This is a genomic window from Planctomicrobium stercoris (genome assembly GCF_051465655.1).
Lineage (GTDB): Bacteria > Planctomycetota > Planctomycetia > Planctomycetales > Planctomycetaceae > Planctomicrobium.
This window is the reverse complement of the sequence record NZ_CP195791.1, coordinates 1,022,352-1,040,695: the sequence shown is the minus strand read 5'-3', so window position 1 is coordinate 1,040,695 and position 18,344 is coordinate 1,022,352. Positions and strand designations below refer to the sequence as shown.

The following is an 18,344-nucleotide window of genomic DNA, read 5'->3' as shown; positions in this document are numbered from 1 at the left end:
TACGGAGTGCAGCGATGTCGTCAGCTGGTGCGCAATACAGTCATCTTCACCAACTGCTGATACAGCTCAAAGACGTTCAAGACCAGCTGGCAAAAGGGCCGCGGCAGATCAAGCTCAAGCAGGCCCGAGTGACGGAAGCCGAACAGCTTCTGGCCGCCAAGGAAGTGGAGCTGAAGGAATCCAGAGCCGCTTCCGATCGCAAAAATCTCGATCTGAAATCCAAGGAATCGCACCTGACCGACCTGCAGGGGAAGCTGAATCAGGCAGCTTCGAATCGCGAATTCGACATTATCCGCGGACAGATGGAGGCCGACCGGGCCGCTAAAGCTGTCCTCGAAGATGAGATTCTCGAATGGCTCGACCGCATCGACCTGCGACAGCAGGAGATCGTCGCCTGCAAGAAAGCGGTTCAGGAGGCTGGTGAAGAAGTCCGTCGCTTTGCAAACGAGTTCGAACAGAAGTCCATCGAACTACGCCAGGAAGAGATCCGACTGAACGCTGAAATTGCGGAAGCAGAAAAAGTGATTCCGACAGAGATCAAGCCGCAGTACCGCCGACTGGTCGAAGCCTACGGCGCCGAAAGTCTCGCCTCCTCCCAGAACGGGGTCTGCAATCAGTGCCACGTCAATCTTACCTCACAGAACAAAGTCCATCTCAACAGCGGCAAACTCATGTTCTGCAGCGTCTGCGGCCGGTTGCTCTACCCTGCCGAGTAGCTGTCGCTCAACAGGCCGCCTAACGTTTGTCGCGTTTCCGGACTGCTGCCGAATGAGATTTACCTTTAATTCTCGTTGGCACCAATGATCACTGAGGGCCCCTCAATCATGAATAGAATGACTGTCGTCCAGGATGCGATCGACCAGCTTGGAGCCAAAACATATCTGGAGGTCGGGGTCTTCCGCGGGCAGAGTTTCTTTCCGATACGAGCCGCACAGAAATTTGCGGTCGACCCAAAGTTTAAAATTCGTCCGCTGGACAAGGTTCTATGGAACATCAAGCATCTTTTTCGATATAAAACTCATTACTTCGAAATGACGAGCGACGAATTCTTTGCCAGCCTGGCGAAGAATCCAAGTTTCTCCGGGGTCCGCTTCGACGTTGTATTTCTCGATGGGCTGCACACCTTCCGCCAGACTCTGCAGGACGTCATGAACGTTCTGAATGTGCTGAGTGATGACGGCATTATCATTCTCCACGACTGTCATCCCCCCAGTCCTTCAGCGGCCTATCCAGCTGAATCACTCGATCATGCAGCATCCTTGAATCTGCCAGGCTGGACTGGCGAATGGTGCGGCGATACGTGGAAAGTCATTAGCCAGATCCGGGCCACCAGACCCGACTTGACCGCATTCGTATTAAACTGCGACTACGGACTGGGAGTCATCACAAGATCCCCATCGAAAAAGCCTCTGGACCTGAGCGAATCGCAGATTTCCGGACTGACCTACGAAGATCTCGCAAAAGACCCCGAATATCTGATCGACCTGAAAGATCCTGGTGACTGGAAAAACTTCGTCGGCTCTCTGGGAACAAATGCGTGAGCGTACCGTTCTATGAACCAGCCTGAACGTGAAACCTCGCCGCAAACGCCTTTGGTCAGCATCATTGCGATCAGCTACAACCACGCGAAGTTTGTCTCCGACACACTCCAGAGCATCGCGGATCAATCCTTCAACAATTTCGAACTGGTCTATTGCGATGATGCTTCCACGGACGGAACCACGGAGGTCGCGACCCAGTGGCTTTCCCGGTTGAAAGTTCCATGGCAGACAATTTTGCATTCGACCAATTCCGGACTCTGCCGCACCCTGAATGAAGCACTGCGGATCTGCAGGGGAACGTTCATTCAGTACATCTCCTGTGACGACCGCCTTCATCCCCAAAAGCTTGAAAGGCAACTCAGCATCTTCTCGCGGTCGCCTGAATCAGTCGCGGTCGTCTGCTCTGAAGCCAATCTCATCAACGAAGTCAGCCAGCCGCAAAAACCCTTCCTGTTCACTCGCAGATATGCCGTCCCGGACGCCAGCAGCAGGACGGCTCTTTTTCAACAACTCCTCAGAGGAGATCCTTGCATCGCTGCTCCTACGGCCCTCATTCGCAAAGCCGCTCTGGATGAGGTGGGCGGATACGACGAACAACTTCCCACCGAAGACTATGACATGTGGCTGCGGCTGCTGCGAAAATTCGATTTTGTTGTCCTGGATGACGTCACCGCCGATTTCCGGGTTCACCCGCAGAATTTTCATGCCGAGCTGGACCGGAGCGGAAAGTGGCGAAAGGTCCGGTACCAGATTCTCCGCAAACACCTGGACGATCCGTATGCCCGCGAGATCTTCCGAAAGGACCTGGCTCATGCCATCTGTGACAATCAGCTGGGCCCCGTCTCCATCAACGACCTGATCGCATGCCAGTTCGACTTACAGGAAGTCGCAGACGCTGTTCAGAGGATGAAAAACTCGAAGACCTACTGGGCCTGCACCCGGCTGAGAGACATCTATGTCTCGTTACGTCGTCTGATTCACCGCAATGGGCGTTGATCGTCCGCGGATGCGACAACCGGTTCGAATTCCCCGCAATGGCTAGTGAAGTCCCTATCCGAGAAGCGCCGAGTACAATCTCGGCAACTGAACATCAATCGAATAGTGCCGCTCAATCCGCATTCGGGCTTCAACCCCCATCGACTGCGCCGTCTGAGGCTGATCCAGAATCCGATTCAAGGCCTCGAACCAGTCCTGTTCACTCTCCGCCAGCAGACCGTTGACGCCGTGGGTGATGATTTCCCGGTTCACCCCCACCGGGCTGGCGATGGCGGGCAGGCTGCAGGCCATGTACTGCAGGAGCTTGAAGCCGCACTTGTAGCGTTCCCACTCTTCGTTCGGGAGCGGCATGATTCCCAGATCAAAGTGGCGGACTTCAGACGTTGCTGTCATCGCTGACCATTTGCGAAACTCCACCTGCACATTCCGGAACGGCAATGCCTGAACCGCTGCCGCATCGCTGGTGATGATCCGCAGAATGAACTGACGTTCGAGTGCAAGTCGCTCCAGAGCCGGCAAAGCAATCTTGAGATAGGGCAGATTCGCCGGCGTTCCGATCCAGCCGACGACCGGCACCGGATTCGGGACACGCGCTGCATCGAACATGTAATCGTTCAGGTCAATCGCTGTGGGAATGACGGTCACGTGCTCGCAGTGCTTTCGGCATTCCTCTGCCAGAAGCCGGTTCCCTGCCAGAATGTGATCGACCATACCCGCAATCTTCGCGAACTTCTCCGGGTATCGCAGAAAAATGGCATCATCAACATCCAGCACGAAGCGATTCGTCACGCGGCGAAACGCTGCCTCCAGATGCCAGGTTGGGTCATCAAAAATTTCCCGTTCGAGCACGATGACGTCGTAGTGCGTGCGACGAGCTTTCCAGAGATTGACGCGGCGTATGACACCTCGAAGCAAATGGCTCGCACGCCAGCCCAGCCAGTCAATTTTCTGGTACTTCTCCGGATAGCTGTGAGCCACATCACAGGTGACTCCCAGCCTTTGCAGCCGCGCGAGGTAGGGGAGAATGCGATAGCGGGTTGAAGGGACGTTGACGCCGGAGGTCAGGAACAGGACTCGCGGACCCGGCATGACTCGTCAACCTTCAAGACCTGATTTCAGCGGAATCACGTTCGCACCGGCTGCAAGCTGCAAGATCTGTTCACTTCAAACGAATGTCGACGCTGTTGCGATGGGCCGTCAGCCCCTCCTTGTCTGCGAGTGCCCGGACCAGATCCGCATCCGACGCCAGAGCGGCCTTGTTGTAACTGATAATCGAGGATCGCTTCAGGAAATCATTCGCGCACAGGCCGTTGGCGAACCGGGCGGTTCCTCCCGTTGGCAGCACGTGCGAGGGCCCAGCGACGTAGTCCCCCAGCGCCACCGGCGTGTCGTGTCCCAGGAAGATTGCCCCTGCGTTTTGAACTTTCGCCAGCAGCAACTCCGGATCTTTGGTTGAAATGTGCAGATGTTCCGTCGCCAGCTGATCAGCCAGCGAGGCAGCTTCATATTCGTCGCCAGCGAGAATCAATGCGCCATAATCTTCCAGACTCGAACGGGCGAGGTCCCCTCGGTCCAGCCGAGCGAGCTGCAGCTCGAGCTGCTCCTGAACTTGCTGAATCAGCGGCGCATGCCAGGTGATGAGGACCGCGGAGCCGGGACTGTGCTCTGCCTGCGAGATGAGATCGCTCGCCACATAAGCAGGGTTCGCAGACTCATCTGCGAGCACGACAACTTCGCTGGGGCCGGCGATACTGTCGATGTCCACTTCACCGAAGACGTGACGCTTGGCCAGTGCGACAAAGAGATTTCCCGGCCCGACGATCTTGTCCACGCGGGGAAGTCCTTCAACTCCATAGGCCAGTGCTGCCACCGCCTGAGCCCCGCCGACACGGTAGACTTCATCGATTCCGAGTTCATGACACGTCGCCAGCAGGTCGACGTTGTAGGCCCCGAAGGCCGTGGGCGGAACGACGATGGCAATCTCCTGAACCCCAGCCGCCTGTGCGGGAACTGCAGTCATCAAGACCGTCGACGGGTACGCTGCCGCCCCACCTGGGACGCAGATCCCGATGCGTTTCAGCGGCAGATATCTCTGACGCAGTTCAATTCGGGCGTCGTCAAAACGTCGTTGAATGGCCACATCCTGAGTCAGGATCGCCTGCTGAAATTCGAGAATGTTCTCGCGAATGCGTCTGATCGTTTCGAGAAATCCGGGATCGGCCTGGGCATGGGCCGCTTTCAATTCTGCGGCACTCACCCGCAGTGTTTCAGCGGTCAGCTCTTTGCGATCGAACTTCTGTGTGTAGTCCAGAAGTGCAGCCAGCCCGCGGACGCGGACATCATCGCAAACCTTTTCGACCACCTGCTGCGGACTGAGCGGCTCTCCGAACAGTTCGATCGTCCGCTGTCGCCCTGCGGGAGAAACGACATTGCCACGCGGACTGAGCTTTTCCCGCAGCTCAGCAAACAGCTGCTGGGACTGTCCGTCGGCACAATCGATGATGCGAATCTTGAGAGACATACAGAGTCTTCCGTTTTCAGCCGCGTCCGAAACTGAACGCGATTGCTTTACTTCGAGTGATGGATCGGTCTGCATCGGAGAACAGCCTGATACTCAATAGCTGAATCTCATCAGCGACTCGATATCAACAGGCAGTCAATCGCCGTTTTTTGAAATTGACCGGGAACAAGGAGTCTTCACCAAGTCCGTCGCCTCGGCAGAAGCTTCCGTTCGGCCTCCATTTGGGAGTTTGAATGCTTCGAATCTTCTCAGTCTTCTTTGAACAACGAGATGTATGCATCATAAATGAATCGACGATTGCGTGACTGGCCGGTGGCCTCGCGAAGAATGTCATCCTGTTCAAGCCTGGCAACAAGATCATTTGCAGAAGGAAACGTGATCCCCAACAGTTCCTTAATCTCATTCACCGACACATAAGGATGTTCATACAAATGCTCCAGGACTCGGTGCCCATTGCCAGCGGAACGGCCCAGGTTCTTGGTGATCAGATTACGATGGTTTTCTCGCATCTGGAGGACCCGACGGGCAGTCTGTGTCGCTTGTTGACTGACTTCGGTCACTCCTCGCAGAAAAAAATTGAGCCAACTTTCCCAGTCCCCTCGATCTCGGATTGCCTGCAAGTGATCGTAATAGGACTGTCGATGCTTTTTGAAGTAATAGGACAGATAGAGAACTGGCTTCATCAGTACTTTTTGCTCACACAACAAAAAGGTGATCAGTAGTCTGCCCACGCGACCATTACCATCGAGAAATGGGTGGATTGTTTCAAACTGGGCGTGTGCCAGTCCAATTTTGACCAGGAGGGGTAAACGGGTGTCAGTATGTAGAAAGTTCTCTAACCTGGAAAGATGCTCGCCAACCTCATGAGGAGGAGGTGGAACGAAGATCGCGTCGTCTAAATTGGAGCCGAAAGCACCAATCCAATTTTGACTCGTCCGAATTTCACCCGGCGTCAGATGGCTACCTCGAGCAGTGCCCTTGAGCAGCTCTCCGTGAATCTCGCGAATAAGACGAACGGAAACCGGTAGTTCCCGGAGACGATTGAGCCCGTAGTTCATCGCCCGGACGTATCCCACAACTTCTTCAACATCTTGTGGCCGTTCCGGATCGAGAATGCTGGCTTCGGCTGCCAGGACATCTTGAAGCGAACTCTGAGTTCCTTCAATCTGGCTGGAGAGCACCGCTTCCTTCCGCACATACATGTAGACAAAAAGGTCTGGATGCGGCAAAGTTTGAATGGAACCATCAAGGCAGCCTAGAGCCCGATCCGCCTGCGAAAGCTTCACCAGAAGATCTTCGTGAAGCTCGATGGGCGGATTGGGAGGCAGCGTCGCTGGGGTGAATGCACGATATCCGTTTGGTTGACGGATGTATCGACCAGACCTCCCTTGAGTATTTTGTGACAGAGGCGCTTGCAACGACCGTCCACCTTTCACATCGGCGATGGGAACCCCCATAATAAGCCGCCACCTTAATATAATCAAGCCCCTACAGTCATATATCGTTCAGCCTTGAATAAGACATCGGTGTCGACAAAAAGTCGGTTTCCGCGTTTCAGGGCAGCAAAAAAGCCCCGAGATTTCGCTCGGGGCTTCTTCAATTCGGGGGACTTAGCAGATCGACTACTTGTCGAGGGCTGCCTGGGCAGCTGCCAGTCGGGCGATCGGGATTCGGCGTGGCGAGCAGCTCACGTAATCCAGACCGATTTCATGGCAGAAGTAGACTGATTTCGGATCGCCCCCGTGTTCTCCGCAGATCCCGATCTTCAGGTCCTTGCGGGTGGAGCGTCCCCCTTCGACACCGATCTTCATCAACTTGCCGACGCCCGGCTGGTCGATGGTCTGGAACGGATCGGACGGGATGATGTCCTTCTCGACGTAGTCGCCGATAAAGCTCTTGTAGTCGTCCCGGCTGATTCCCAGAGTCGTCTGGGTCAGGTCGTTCGTTCCGAAGCTGAAGAACTCGGCGTTCTGAGCGATCTCATCAGCAGTGATGGCTGCACGCGGGATTTCGATCATCGTTCCGACGGTGTAGGACACGTCCACACCCTTCTCCTTGAGCACGGCAGCAGCTGTGTCGCGGATGATCTTGGCCTGGTTTTCGAACTCGGTCTTGTAACCTGCCAGCGGAACCATGATCTCCGGTTTGACGTCGATCCCTTCCTTCTTCAGGTTGGCAGCCGCTTCCATGATGGCCCGGGCCTGCATCGCGGTGATTTCCGGATACACGATTCCCAGACGGCAACCACGGTGTCCGAGCATCGGGTTGGTTTCCTTCAGCTCTTCCACGCGACGATGAACCTGCTCTTCACTGACGCCGAAGGTCTTCGAGAGCTTCGTCACCAGCGTCGGATCATCGTGCAGGTGGTGTTCAGAGAGGAACTCGTGCAGAGGAGGATCCAGCAGGCGGATCGTCACGGGACGGTCGCCCATGGTCTTGAACAGGTGAGTGAAGTCGTCCCGCTGGAACGGCAGCAACTTGGCCAGGGCCTTCTGCCGGTCTTCCAGCTTGGTGGAGAAGATCATCTCGCGGATTTCATCGAGGTGATCGAAGAACATGTGCTCGGTGCGGCACAGTCCAACCCCTTCAGCTCCCAGTGCGACGGCAGCAACGGCATCGCCAGCTTCGGCGTTTGCACGCACTTTCAGCCGGCGATATTTGTCGGCCCAGCTCATGAGCTGTGCGTAGCGGCTGTAGGTCTCGGCGTCTTCTGCCTTCTTCTTGCCCATCAGCACGTCCATCACTTCGGACGCCTTGGTTTCGATCTTGCCGGCGAAGACTTCCCCGGTGAAACCGTCGACGGAGATCCAGTCACCTTCTTTGAGAACCTTGTCTCCGACGGTGATCGTTCCCTTTTCGTAGTCGATGTTCAGGGCAGCACAACCGCAGACGCAGGTCTTGCCCATCTGGCGGGAAACCAGAGCAGCGTGCGAAGACGCTCCTCCGAATGCCGTCAGAATTCCCTTGGCAACCTTCATCCCGCGGAGGTCTTCCGGGCTGGTTTCTTTACGGACGAGAATCAGCTGGGCGTCGTTGTTCTTGTTCCAGGCTTCTTCAGCATCGGAAGCGTGGAAGACCACCTGTCCGGTGGCAGCACCGGGACCAGCGTTGATTCCCTTGGCCAGAACGCGGTTTTCGTCCTGGGCCTTCTTCTTGCCGGCCGGATCGAAGATCGGCTGGAGAAGCTGATTCAGGTCGTCAGCCGGAATACGGCGCTTCTGCAGAGCGGTCTTTTCGTCGATCAGACCTTCGTTCACCAGGTCGACGGCGATGCGGACAGCTGCAAAACCGGTTCGCTTGGCGTTACGTGTCTGGAGCATCCAGACTTTGCCCTTCTGGACGGTGAACTCGATGTCCTGCACTTCTTTGAAGTGGCTTTCGAGCTTATTGCCGATCTCGGTCAGCTGCGCGAAGGAGTCCGGCATGTCCTTGCCGAGGGTTTCTTCGATTCGCAGCGGAGTGCGGGTTCCTGCCACGACGTCTTCACCCTGAGCGTTGATCAGGTAGTCGCCGCAGAAGCCGGGGGTTCCGACGGAGCAGTTGCGGGTCAGTCCCACACCCGTCGCACAGTCGTCGCCCAGGTTACCGAAGACCATGGCCTGCACGTTCACAGCCGTTCCCCAGTTGTGAGGAATGCCGTACTGGCGGCGATACACGACAGCCCGGTCGTTCATCCAGCTGCCGAACACAGCGCCGATGCAGCCCCAGAGCTGTTCCATCGGATCGGTGGGGAAATCGACTTTGGCGTGCTTCTTGATGACTTCCTTGAACTGCTTGACGATGTCCTTGAGCACATCGACCGACAGATCCTTTTCGTGCTCGACCTTGGCGTGCTCACGGGCGTGGTCGAGAATTTCTTCGAAGTGGTCCGGGTCGTTCTTGGATTCCGGCTTCAGGCCGAGAACCACGTCACCGTACATCTGAATCAGACGGCGGTAGCTGTCCCAGGCAAAGTGTTCGTTGCCGGACTGCTTGATCAGGGCAGCCACAGTGGTCTCGTTCAGACCGATGTTCAACACGGTGTCCATCATCCCGGGCATCGATTCGCGGGAACCGGACCGACAGGAGAGGAGCAGCGGGTTCTTGTCATCGCCGAACTTGGCGCCCATGGTCTCTTCGACCTGCTTGATCGCAGCAGCGACTTCCGCCTTCAGTTCGGGCGGGTACTGGCGTTCGTGGTCGTAGAAGTACGTGCAGACTTCCGTGGTGATGGTGAAACCGGCGGGAACGGGCAGGCCAATTTTATTCATTTCGGCCAGATTGGCCCCTTTTCCACCCAGCAGCGGTTTCATGCTGCCGTCGCCATCAGCTTTGCCGGCCCCAAATCCGTACACGTACTTCGACATCTTCAATTTCCTTATGGCTCGGGATTCCCAGTCTGGGACACCGAAAGTCAGAAAGTCACCCTGCACCGCGAGCGCAAAAATATTGCGAGGAATCGCAGGATACAGCTGCAAGCTACCAGTCGCCCCTGTGTCCATCAAGCATCAGAGTCTCTCAGACGCCAGGAGGAGGAGCTGTGAACAGGCCAGCACGCAGTGGCTGCGTGCTGGCTCAATATCTCGAACTTCAGAGAAGCAGATAATTACTTGGATTCAACCGTGAACGGCTGACGAACGACCGGGCGTTCGACCATGCCGGAGCGAATCAGGCTGACCGGAACGTTCCGTCGCACCACTTCGCCGTCCTCAAGGACGCGAATCTTCTGCAGGTTCAGGCGGAATTTCCGACGGGTGATTCCGGTTGTCTTGCGACCGTTACCGCCCAGGTACTTCGCCTTACCGCGCTGGCACAGGCTGTTCCCGGTGGCAGGCTTGTTATCGCCATACAGCTTGATCTTTTTCGCCAGCTTCAGGCGCTTGTTCTTCTTCAACGTACTCATGGGAACAACTCACTCTGATCAAATTGACCCGGTTTGGGAGAATCGAGAAGGATAATGCCTTCGGCCAGTCAGTTCAACAGGGGAAGCAAAATTGAAAAATCTGCACAACTATCCACAATCTTTCGCCAGCATATCAGCCGCTGACGAGGCCATCTGCTCCCGATTCACTGCCCTGCAACACGTCACCGCAGAATCCACAAACAACATCAGAACAACAACTTACACAGCCTTTAACAGCTATGGCCTGAGCCATTCGGAAAGGTCACTCCGCCTCGACGTCCAAAGGCCGGGTTCAAAGCGATCCCTTTCACCGAAAAAGAAATCGGTCGGCCTCCCGCTCAGACTGGATCGTCGTGGACTGCTTTTTTCGCTTGCCGCAGCGCGTAGTGCTCCAGCCAGAGCATCGCGGCCGCTACCCCCACCACGATCAAAACTACCATCCAGAAATGGCCGTCGATCGGGATATCGCGGAAAACCGGCTGGAAGTCCTTGTGCTTGAACTCGTGAATCTCCGGCGTTTTGTCGATCTGGAACGGCCAGATCTTGTAAAGAGAGCCGATCTTGAAACCACACAGACCAGCCATGGTCGCTGAACCGTGATGTTCGAGCAGCCATTTCAGAAACTTGCTGCAACTGACCAGTCCGAGGGCACAACCGACTCCGAAGGCGACCAGCACTGAAAAGTCGTCTCCCGTCAGATTGAATTTCGTTGCCCGATCGATGACGCCGGTCAGGTCGTGGTACTTCCCCAGGATGATCAGCAGAAAAGCTCCGCTGATCCCCGGCAGAATCAACGCACAGATTCCAATGAATCCACACAGGACAATATACCAGAGCTGGTCGGGTGGATGAGCCAAGCCGGGCTGGCGGACCATCCACAGCGCCAGTGCGGTCCCTCCCACCAGCAGGAGAATTTCAGCAACGCCCCATCGTTCAATCAACTTGGCCACCAGCCAGCAGGACGCTGCGATCAGACCGAAGAAGATCGGCATCATGATCTCAAAATGATGCTCAAGCATGTAATGCATGAACGAGCCCATACTGGCGATGCCAAATCCAACCCCGGCCACCAGCGGCAACATGAACCAGATATCAACACGGTTCAACGCCTGCTTCCATTGCCCCTTGAGAAGCTGCATGGCGAAGACGCCGTCGGCCCGGCTGATCGCAGTCACGATCCGCTGATAGATGCCCATAATCAGGGCAATCGTTCCGCTGTCTCCCCCGGGGATGACATTGCAGGTCCCCATCAGCACCCCGCAGCCAAAAAAGGCAAACGGACGAGCAGGAAGTTCCTCAGCAGGCGTTGTTGTCACAGGAGTCTCTGACATCAGCTTCGATCGTCCGTAGTTATCATTGACGTGACCGCGTCAACGACACGACCGACGCACTGTCACGCTTCGGGACATCCCCTGCCGAATGCCGGCGGGCTTGCAGCGGGAGTGAATGAGAGAAGTTTAGATCTTTCCCGACTGCCATGGGAAGCGGAACTCCGTTCCCTGAGCCAGAAAACGGTCGATTCAGCTTTTCTTCAGCAATGACCGCAGCACACGCAGATTGACCGCGTCCATCTCTTCCCCGTCCCGTTTCTCCTTCTTGGTCTCCAGATACATCGGGAGAGATTTGAACTGGGGATCGTTCAGGACGAAACGAAACGGCTCCAGCCCCAGGTGCCCTTCTCCAATGTGCTCGTGCCGATCCACCCGACTTCCCCGCTCCTTCTTACTGTCGTTGAGGTGAAACGCCCGGACCCGGTCCAGTCCGATATGCTCATCCAGTTCCTGCATCGTTGCCTTGTACTCGCTTTTGGTCTGCAGTCCGTATCCCGCAGCGAAGATGTGGCAGGTATCGACACAGACTCCGAATCGACCGGGCTCCTTCGAATCTCGAATGATCCTGCCAAGATGTTCGAAGCGATATCCCAGGTTGGTTCCCTGTCCAGCGGTCACTTCGAGCCAGGTCTGAACCTGAAAACCAGCCGTGCGGCGATGCACTTCGTCCAGGGCAGCAATAATCTTCAGCAGCCCTTCTTCCTCACTGCTCTGCACGTAACTGCCCGGATGCATCACCACACCGGCCAGCCCCAGCGCCTCGGCACGTTCCAGTTCAATGACGAACGCCTCCAGCGACTTGTTCCACAACTCGTCATCGGGACTGGCGAGATTGATCAGGTAGCTGTCATGCGAACAGGGGGACTTCAGCTTGTGTTCGCGGACGGCAGCCTTGAACAGTCGAACATCTTCCTCGGAGAGAGCTTTCCCTTTCCACTGATTGTTGTTCTTCGTCAAGAACCCGCCAGATTGAACTTTTGTTTTCGTTGTTGGGGCTTGTTGACTGACAACCCATTGATTGGGACTTGATGTGAAAATCTGAACAGTGTCCATGCCGAGTTCGCCAGCGGCTTTGGCAGCTTTGTGAAAACCTCCAGCAATTGAAAGGTGGGATCCGAACAATGGCACTCGAACAACTCCTCGACCCGTGAATTGAAAAACATCGGACAGTGGCCCGAATTGTGACCTGAATCAACATCCTCGACAAGTCGCCTTTTCTCCCTACGAGAAGCCGCAGGCGATTAAAAGAATAGGCCCCTTAGCAGCCCGTTGAAGTTGGCATGATTTGGAGTTTCCGGGGTGTACGTGGTCGCTGTGGGGTCAATTGCCAGTTGATGTCTCGGAACGCCATCGGATGAGCTGTCCTTGCCTGGAGCGATCGCAGGCGGTTTCTCAGGGCGGCCCAGAGCAGCGTGCAGGTTCCCCAGAGTGCCAGCAGTGCCCTCTGTCCGCTTTGCAATCCTCTGGGTTTGCCGATGCCGAATGCTTTGAGCATGAGGAGGCCCAGGTTCCTCGCTGCCGTCACGAGCAGGTAACGCTTGTTGATCTTCTCCAATCCTCGCAGCCACGTTCGCCTTGCTCCGCCGGTTTCACACACATGGGCGAAGCTGCGTTCGACCTTCTCGCTGCGTTGACGCTGCAGGTCCTTTCCCTTGGATCGACTCATCCGCTGGCGGTTGTTGAGCACTGCCTGTTGGACCTCCTCCGGCTTGTCGATCCACTTGCGATGGTGTTGTGAGTTCGGCTCCGGAATGTACGTTCGCAGTCCCAGCTGCGTGGCCTGCGTGATCGTCTCGTTCTTGTGATACCCCTTGTCGGCAGCAACCTCTTCAATCTCTTCCGGACTGCCAGCGAGAATCACGTTCTGCTGGGCATTCACCACGCTTTCGATGAGCGTGCCGGCATCACTGTTCGTCCCATGACACACCGTGGCGGAGAGGATGAACTCATTCTCCAGGTCGATCACATGCTCAGCCTTATAGCCCAGATGAGTGCGGCCATCTTTCATTTTCACGATGCGGGAATCGGGGTCTGACGACGATTCCCAGTCGGCATTGGAGACCTTCTTCTTCCCCTGCTGATGACGGGTTTTGTCGAACTTGCGCAGGTCGTCGTCGCTGGGATCATCATCTTCTTCGATCAGCCCTTCCTCCTGCATCAGGCGTTTGAGGAACTCCTTCCAGTCTTCACCCGAGTCCTTACGGACGATCGTCTTCATGGCGGCGTTGGCCTCCAGCAACGTGGAGTCGACACCGGTTGATTTCAGCTTGAGAAGTCCATGCTCATCGATGATGCTGAGCACCAGCTGGAACACCTGCTGGTGAATCTCCAGCGGGAGTCGATCACGAATGCGTGTCAGGCTGCTGTGGTCCGGGGTCTCTTTCCCCAGCGGAATGCCCAGGAACCTTCGCAGTGACAACGAATCTTCACATCTCCAGGCGATGCCTCTTTGGGAGTCGATCCCTTCAAAGTACCCGACCAACAGCATGCGGAAATAGACGCCCGGAGGGATCGACATGCGACCTGTGCTGGCATAATACGGGGAGCAGAGGTCCTCGAGAACCTTGTCGAATCCCGCCTTGGCCAGCACCTGATTAAGCTTGTCATAAAAGACATGCCCCGGTCCTCTGGAGAGACTCGCTGTCGGAGTCCAGAACTCCTGCTGCTGCGACTCCTCCCGCTTCCCCAACGCCATCGGTCACCCTCCCTGAATGCCTGAAATCCGAACCACCGGCAATCTACCAGATCTGTCAAGCGAAGAAAGGAAATTCAACGGGCTGCTAGAGGCCAAATCAGCATTGGAACAGTTCGACGTCAAGCTCTCTTCTAACACCATTCATACCCAACTGTCCCGAGGACGTAACGGTCATCAGACTCCAGCGAACCTCGACGAATCGCAGGTCAAGGAAATCTCCCGGCATCGTCCAGCGAATTGCGATTTGACACCTGAGGAAACAACTTCCGTCCCGCCAGCGAAACGTTCTCGTAAAGCTGTGCCGAAATAGTGCTGTGTACGCGTTGTAGCCCTCAGCTACGTCCCGTCACGTGAAGGGAGCTACAACGAAGCTTTTTCATCTCCAGTTCCACGCAGCACGTCATTCAGTTGTCTCCCTATCGCAAGCTCCCCCATGTCCAAGCACGTCGCCATCTATATCAGAGTGTCTTCGCGACAACAGGAAACGAAATCTCAAGAACCGGACTTGAAGCGTTGGATTGAGGCGAATCCTGAGCAGCCGGTCAAGTGGTATCAGGACAAAGTCACCGGAAAGACCATGGATCGGCCTGGATGGAATAAACTTGAACTGTCCATGCGGGCAGGAAGGATATCAGCAGTTGTTGTGTGGCGACTCGATCGACTTGGACGCACCGCAAAAGGGCTGACAACTCTATTCGAAGAAATGCGTGAACGCAAAGTCAATCTTGTCTCACTTCGCGATGGACTGGATCTCTCTACCCCTGCGGGGCGATTGATGGCGAATGTTCTTGCATCCGTCGCCCAATATGAAACCGAAGTAAGAGGGGAGCGAGTTGCTGCCGGTCAGGCGGCCGCCAGAGCCAGAGGAAAACGGTGGGGCGGCAGCGTCAAAGGCGAGCGATGTAAGGCCACAAATATCCAAATCAAGATGATTAAACAGCTTAAGTCGGAAGGCGTATCGATCACCGCGATTGCAAAAGCGGTTGCACTCAGCAGGCCGACGATCTACACAATCCTGGAATCGTCAGTATGTGAGAATTATGCGTAACAACAGTAATGTAGAAATTTGCTAAATAGAACCTCCACAGAACCGGAGTGACCATTATTCCCTGGAAAACAGCCGATTTCGTGGCCTGAACCTGAAAATCAGGCCACAAGGACGTGCTGGCGGCGGTTCAGTGTACATGCGAATTTCACTCCGGTTCTGTTGTGGACCTATTTAGTTTAGAATGGGACTTCATCGCTAGCGAAAGTGAGAGGTATTTCGATTGCAGAGGCTGGTAGCGGCATGTTGCTTACAATATAAAGATTCAAGATATCTTCTCTGTCCATAAACATGATCTGACTTCGCTTCGTCGCATCAAGTTTTCCTCCAAGCCAGTTTCTGGCTTGTTTAGTAATCTCGCCCCCAGCAACAATGAATGCGTGGTCAACGAGCACCTTCTTGCTCGTTTCCGGGTCAAAAACTTCGTGCCCTAGCATCATTAATACTTGATTGTAAATTTCCGAGATATTTGCATTCGAGCCGTGAGTTGTGCCCGAGGCATCCAACTTTCCTTTCTTTGCTTGGATACCGAAATATAAGACGTGTTGCGTCGGAAGCAGGTATCTCATCCAAATGTCTTTGCCATACTCTAAGATCTTGTCTTTGTGGCCAGCAGCAGTAATTCTATGGAAACCGAGCTGCCGAAATAGGGGCAAGAGTACTTCTTCGATGAGTTCATCCTCACTGCATTTATCCAAGTATTCAATCAGCCGCTCTCGTCGTTTCACTTCACTAAGGGCGTCCGGACAAAACCTATTCAGCGATGAGATATCTCCAGGTGATGAGCGAGTTGGCGATGTCATGGAACGCTTGGTGCACTTCCTCCAGCCTGTCCCAGCGAATCCGCAACCTGCGGAATTGTTTGAGCCAGCTGATGGTCCGTTCAATCGGCCAGCGGGTCGCACCCAGAGACGAGTCCTGCCGCTGACCTCGTTTGGGAATGAAGGTCTCAATGCCAGCCAGTCCCAGCAGGTCCCGAGTTGCCTGGCAGTCGTAGCCTTTGTCGGCGGTCACACTCCGTGGGCAATCCAGGGGGCGTCCCCGCTTGCCACCAATCTTCGGGTACCTCAGAAACACCAGTGGCAGAAGTTGTTTCAGATCATGAACATTGGCGGCCGTCAGGATGTTCGCCAGCGGAATCCCATTGTGAGTGGTCATCAGGTGAGACTTGCTGCCGCAGCGACCACGATCCGTCGGATTCGGTCCGGTTTTTGTCCTCCCAACGGGGCCTTGATCAATCCGGCATCGACGAGCACGTCCGCCAGTTCCAGACGCCCGGCTGCGTTCAGCACGGTGAGGAGGTGGCGATGAATGTCCTGAAAGACTCCCAGGTCGATCCACAGCTTGAGACGTCGATAGCAGGTCTTGTAGGAACACCCCAGTTCCAAGGGCAGGTCCTCCCAGGCGATGCCGGTCTTGAGCACGAACAGAATGCAGGTGAAGACGGTCCTGTTCTCCGCTGGCGGTCGGCCGCCTTTGACAGAGAACTCGTAAGTCGGAAAGAACGGCTCGATCTCGTCCCACAAGTCATCACTCAGCAATCGGGTGGCCATATCAGTTCCTCCGTGAACGGGAAAAACCAGACCTTCCCAAAATTTTCAAACCATGCCAACATTAGTTTTGTCCGGAACCTCTAAATAGAACCTCCACAGAACCGGAGTGACCATTATTCCCTGGAAAACAGCCGATTTCGTGGCCTGAACCTGAAAATCAGGCCACAAGGACGTGCTGGCGGCGGTTCAGTGTACATGCGAATTTCACTCCGGTTCTGTTGTGGACCTATTTAGGCGTAAATGGACGATGAGGATTTGTGGGGTTTGAAACAATTTTTGTTCCAATGTGACGAATGTAGAGCAGGTCGTCTTCTCCGTAGAACCCTTCGTACCCTTCTCTAGCCAGCGGCTTGTTTAATGCCTCCAACGCGAGTGTTCTGTCCGAATCGCCGTTCTCCGCGTCCGCTTTGAGCATAAGGACTCGTAATACATGCACGAATGATTCAGGAAGTTTGTGGGCCGCTGGCTGTGCCTCATCCAAGAGTTCGGCTAACCTCTCCGAAGTCCACCTCCACCGAGTTGACCCGTCATGTTCGAATTCCAAATCGCACTCTTCAAAAAATCGCGTTATGTGACTGCTGGACCGATATTGAAAATACTCGGCGTCACCGATCACCATCTCGGCTATTTCGCGTAGATTTCGGCTCTTGAACTTCATTTGTGGCCCTCTGCGGTTGTGATGGCTCGGACTAAATAGGCCCTCCACCGAACCGGAGTGAGGTTTAAGCGGCTTTGGCGAAGGAGTGTCGCATGTCAAGATAGTGGTTGTTGTTCACCTCAAACCATTCATACGCTTGATCGATCAGTTCTTCCAGAGTCTGGCAGCGGTGGTTCCTCGTGATCGTCTCGTGCAGGTGCCACCAGACACGCTCGATCGGGTTCGTCTGCGGGGCGTACTTGGGCAAAAAGTGAACTTCGATCCGGTGGTTCCATTTCTGCAGATATGCTTTCACTGCCCGTGAGTCATGGAATTTGGCGTTGTCGCAGATGACGTGAATCTTCCGGTAACCCCGCAGCCGTGAACGTAGGTCGTCCAGATGAGCCAGAAACTGAACCGTGTTTCGCCGCCAGTGAGGACGACTCACCAGCAGCGTCCCTGTCCTCCAGATTAGCGAGCCTGCCACATGGCACTTCTGATTGTTCCCCGGCGTGACCACCTCGGCCTGCTGGCCTTTTTTCATCCACATGTTGCCAATTTTGGGGTTCAGATTCAGGTCCACTTCATCCTGAAAGACAGCCACATCCTGGGGAGAAAGGTTCTCCAGAAGCTGCTGAATCCGCTGGAATTTCTCGGCGTGTTCGGGATCAACTGGTCCCACGACAGGTCGAGGGCGACGCCAGACCAGCCCCAGTCGATGCAGCCCCCGGCGGATCGTTTCACCGCTCAAACGCTGCCCGGTTTCGAACGCCAGCAGGTGGGCCAGTGTTTCACACGACCACCGGGAGCGAAAATATCCAAAGTCCCGGGGAGTGTGCTGGGTGACCCACCGCAGGACATTCATCATCCAGGCCGGGGTGAAATGCTGCGGAGTCTGCACCTCCAGAACCGCAGCGACTCTTCCTTGACTGAACAATTTCAGCGTGGTGGAAATCAGGTCGAAGCTGCAAAAGAGCACGGTCTTGATCTGCTGCCAGGTCAGGCCATCAGCTCGCAACAGGACAAGATGCGCTCGTCGAGAGACGGAAACATCGACTCCAAAGCGATAGGCCTGCAAAAGCATCTTGCGTTCCTGAGCTGTGAGGTGGATACTGCCATCCATGGCTTGGCTCCTCGGAAAGG

At 55.3% G+C, this 18,344-nt stretch carries 14 protein-coding genes and 2 pseudogenes; 4 read left to right on the top strand and 12 right to left on the bottom strand.

Translation table 11 applies throughout. The features are described from left to right. The first annotated feature begins 14 nt into the window (after positions 1 to 14). The 3 genes from SH661x_RS04220 to SH661x_RS04210 all read left to right on the top strand — a co-directional run bounded on the left by SH661x_RS04220 (position 15) and on the right by SH661x_RS04210 (position 2,537). Positions 15 to 716 carry a zinc ribbon domain-containing protein gene (locus tag SH661x_RS04220; protein WP_437228319.1) on the top strand — a complete coding sequence of 234 codons (702 nt, stop codon included), beginning with the start codon at positions 15 to 17 and terminating at the stop codon, positions 714 to 716. Between the two features lie 108 nt (positions 717 to 824). Continuing rightward, entirely contained in the window at positions 825 to 1,541 is a 717-nt protein-coding gene (locus tag SH661x_RS04215) for a class I SAM-dependent methyltransferase (protein ID WP_437228317.1), read from the top strand. Between the two features lie 12 nt (positions 1,542 to 1,553). Beyond that, positions 1,554 to 2,537 (top strand): glycosyltransferase, encoded by a 984-nt coding sequence (locus SH661x_RS04210; protein ID WP_437228315.1) that lies wholly within the window; start codon positions 1,554 to 1,556, stop codon positions 2,535 to 2,537. A 54-nt stretch (positions 2,538 to 2,591) separates the two neighbouring features. Here the strand turns inward: SH661x_RS04210 and SH661x_RS04205 are convergent, their stop codons facing one another. The 8 genes from SH661x_RS04205 to SH661x_RS04170 all read right to left on the bottom strand — a co-directional run bounded on the left by SH661x_RS04205 (position 2,592) and on the right by SH661x_RS04170 (position 13,966). Beyond that, the gene (locus tag SH661x_RS04205) at positions 2,592 to 3,626 is read right to left on the bottom strand and encodes a glycosyltransferase family 4 protein (RefSeq protein WP_437228313.1); all 1,035 of its coding nucleotides are present in this window, start codon (positions 3,624 to 3,626) and stop codon (positions 2,592 to 2,594) included. Between the two features lie 70 nt (positions 3,627 to 3,696). Beyond that, positions 3,697 to 5,058 (bottom strand): histidinol dehydrogenase, encoded by a 1,362-nt coding sequence (gene hisD, locus SH661x_RS04200; RefSeq protein ID WP_437228311.1) that lies wholly within the window; start codon positions 5,056 to 5,058, stop codon positions 3,697 to 3,699. 248 nt (positions 5,059 to 5,306) lie between these two features. Then, positions 5,307 to 6,515: a Fic family protein gene (locus tag SH661x_RS04195; protein WP_437228309.1), complete on the bottom strand. Its 1,209-nt coding sequence runs from the start codon at positions 6,513 to 6,515 to the stop codon at positions 5,307 to 5,309. Positions 6,516 to 6,680: 165 nt separating this feature from the next. Further along, complete coding sequence (ppdK, locus tag SH661x_RS04190) at positions 6,681 to 9,404, bottom strand: pyruvate, phosphate dikinase (protein WP_437228307.1); 2,724 nt, start codon at positions 9,402 to 9,404, stop codon at positions 6,681 to 6,683. Between the two features lie 239 nt (positions 9,405 to 9,643). Further along, on the bottom strand, positions 9,644 to 9,940 hold the full coding sequence (locus tag SH661x_RS04185; protein WP_437228305.1) for a 50S ribosomal protein L28: 297 nt from the start codon (positions 9,938 to 9,940) through the stop codon (positions 9,644 to 9,646). Between the two features lie 338 nt (positions 9,941 to 10,278). Further along, positions 10,279 to 11,271, bottom strand: coding sequence for a DUF368 domain-containing protein (locus tag SH661x_RS04180; RefSeq protein ID WP_437228303.1), 993 nt, complete (start codon positions 11,269 to 11,271; stop codon positions 10,279 to 10,281). Between the two features lie 189 nt (positions 11,272 to 11,460). After that, positions 11,461 to 12,324, bottom strand: coding sequence for a deoxyribonuclease IV (locus tag SH661x_RS04175; RefSeq protein WP_437231167.1), 864 nt, complete (start codon positions 12,322 to 12,324; stop codon positions 11,461 to 11,463). 205 nt (positions 12,325 to 12,529) lie between these two features. Continuing rightward, entirely contained in the window at positions 12,530 to 13,966 is a 1,437-nt protein-coding gene (locus tag SH661x_RS04170) for a transposase (protein WP_437228301.1), read from the bottom strand. 433 nt (positions 13,967 to 14,399) lie between these two features. Here SH661x_RS04170 and SH661x_RS04165 point away from each other — a divergent pair, with 433 nt between their 5' ends. Then, a complete protein-coding gene (locus SH661x_RS04165; RefSeq protein WP_437228299.1) occupies positions 14,400 to 15,014 on the top strand; it encodes a recombinase family protein in 615 nt (204 codons plus the stop codon). Between the two features lie 176 nt (positions 15,015 to 15,190). On the opposite strand, the pseudogene SH661x_RS04160 reads toward SH661x_RS04165, so the two are convergent. From SH661x_RS04160 to SH661x_RS04145, 4 genes and pseudogenes are all read right to left on the bottom strand, one after another. Beyond that, a pseudogene (locus SH661x_RS04160) lies at positions 15,191 to 15,742 on the bottom strand (hypothetical protein); the annotation flags it as partial. Positions 15,743 to 15,764: 22 nt separating this feature from the next. After that, a protein-coding gene (locus SH661x_RS04155; protein ID WP_437221910.1) for an IS5 family transposase occupies positions 15,765 to 16,564 on the bottom strand; the annotation gives its coding sequence in 2 pieces (ribosomal slippage) (positions 15,765 to 16,225 and positions 16,225 to 16,564; 801 coding nt in all). A 229-nt stretch (positions 16,565 to 16,793) separates the two neighbouring features. Next, positions 16,794 to 17,222: pseudogene (locus SH661x_RS04150) on the bottom strand (hypothetical protein); the annotation flags it as partial. Between the two features lie 64 nt (positions 17,223 to 17,286). Further along, a complete protein-coding gene (locus SH661x_RS04145; RefSeq protein ID WP_437228297.1) occupies positions 17,287 to 18,324 on the bottom strand; it encodes an IS630 family transposase in 1,038 nt (345 codons plus the stop codon). Positions 18,325 to 18,344 lie beyond the last annotated feature (20 nt).

Coding starts and splice junctions, on each gene's coding strand:
- SH661x_RS04220 (WP_437228319.1), top strand. CDS start 15: ATGTCGTCAGCTGGTGCGCAATACAGTCATCTTCACCAACTGCTGATA.
- SH661x_RS04215 (WP_437228317.1), top strand. CDS start 825: ATGAATAGAATGACTGTCGTCCAGGATGCGATCGACCAGCTTGGAGCC.
- SH661x_RS04210 (WP_437228315.1), top strand. CDS start 1,554: ATGAACCAGCCTGAACGTGAAACCTCGCCGCAAACGCCTTTGGTCAGC.
- SH661x_RS04205 (WP_437228313.1), bottom strand. CDS start 3,626: ATGCCGGGTCCGCGAGTCCTGTTCCTGACCTCCGGCGTCAACGTCCCT.
- hisD (WP_437228311.1), bottom strand. CDS start 5,058: ATGTCTCTCAAGATTCGCATCATCGATTGTGCCGACGGACAGTCCCAG.
- SH661x_RS04195 (WP_437228309.1), bottom strand. CDS start 6,515: ATGGGGGTTCCCATCGCCGATGTGAAAGGTGGACGGTCGTTGCAAGCG.
- ppdK (WP_437228307.1), bottom strand. CDS start 9,404: ATGTCGAAGTACGTGTACGGATTTGGGGCCGGCAAAGCTGATGGCGAC.
- SH661x_RS04185 (WP_437228305.1), bottom strand. CDS start 9,940: ATGAGTACGTTGAAGAAGAACAAGCGCCTGAAGCTGGCGAAAAAGATC.
- SH661x_RS04180 (WP_437228303.1), bottom strand. CDS start 11,271: ATGTCAGAGACTCCTGTGACAACAACGCCTGCTGAGGAACTTCCTGCT.
- SH661x_RS04175 (WP_437231167.1), bottom strand. CDS start 12,324: ATGGACACTGTTCAGATTTTCACATCAAGTCCCAATCAATGGGTTGTC.
- SH661x_RS04170 (WP_437228301.1), bottom strand. CDS start 13,966: ATGGCGTTGGGGAAGCGGGAGGAGTCGCAGCAGCAGGAGTTCTGGACT.
- SH661x_RS04165 (WP_437228299.1), top strand. CDS start 14,400: ATGTCCAAGCACGTCGCCATCTATATCAGAGTGTCTTCGCGACAACAG.
- SH661x_RS04145 (WP_437228297.1), bottom strand. CDS start 18,324: ATGGATGGCAGTATCCACCTCACAGCTCAGGAACGCAAGATGCTTTTG.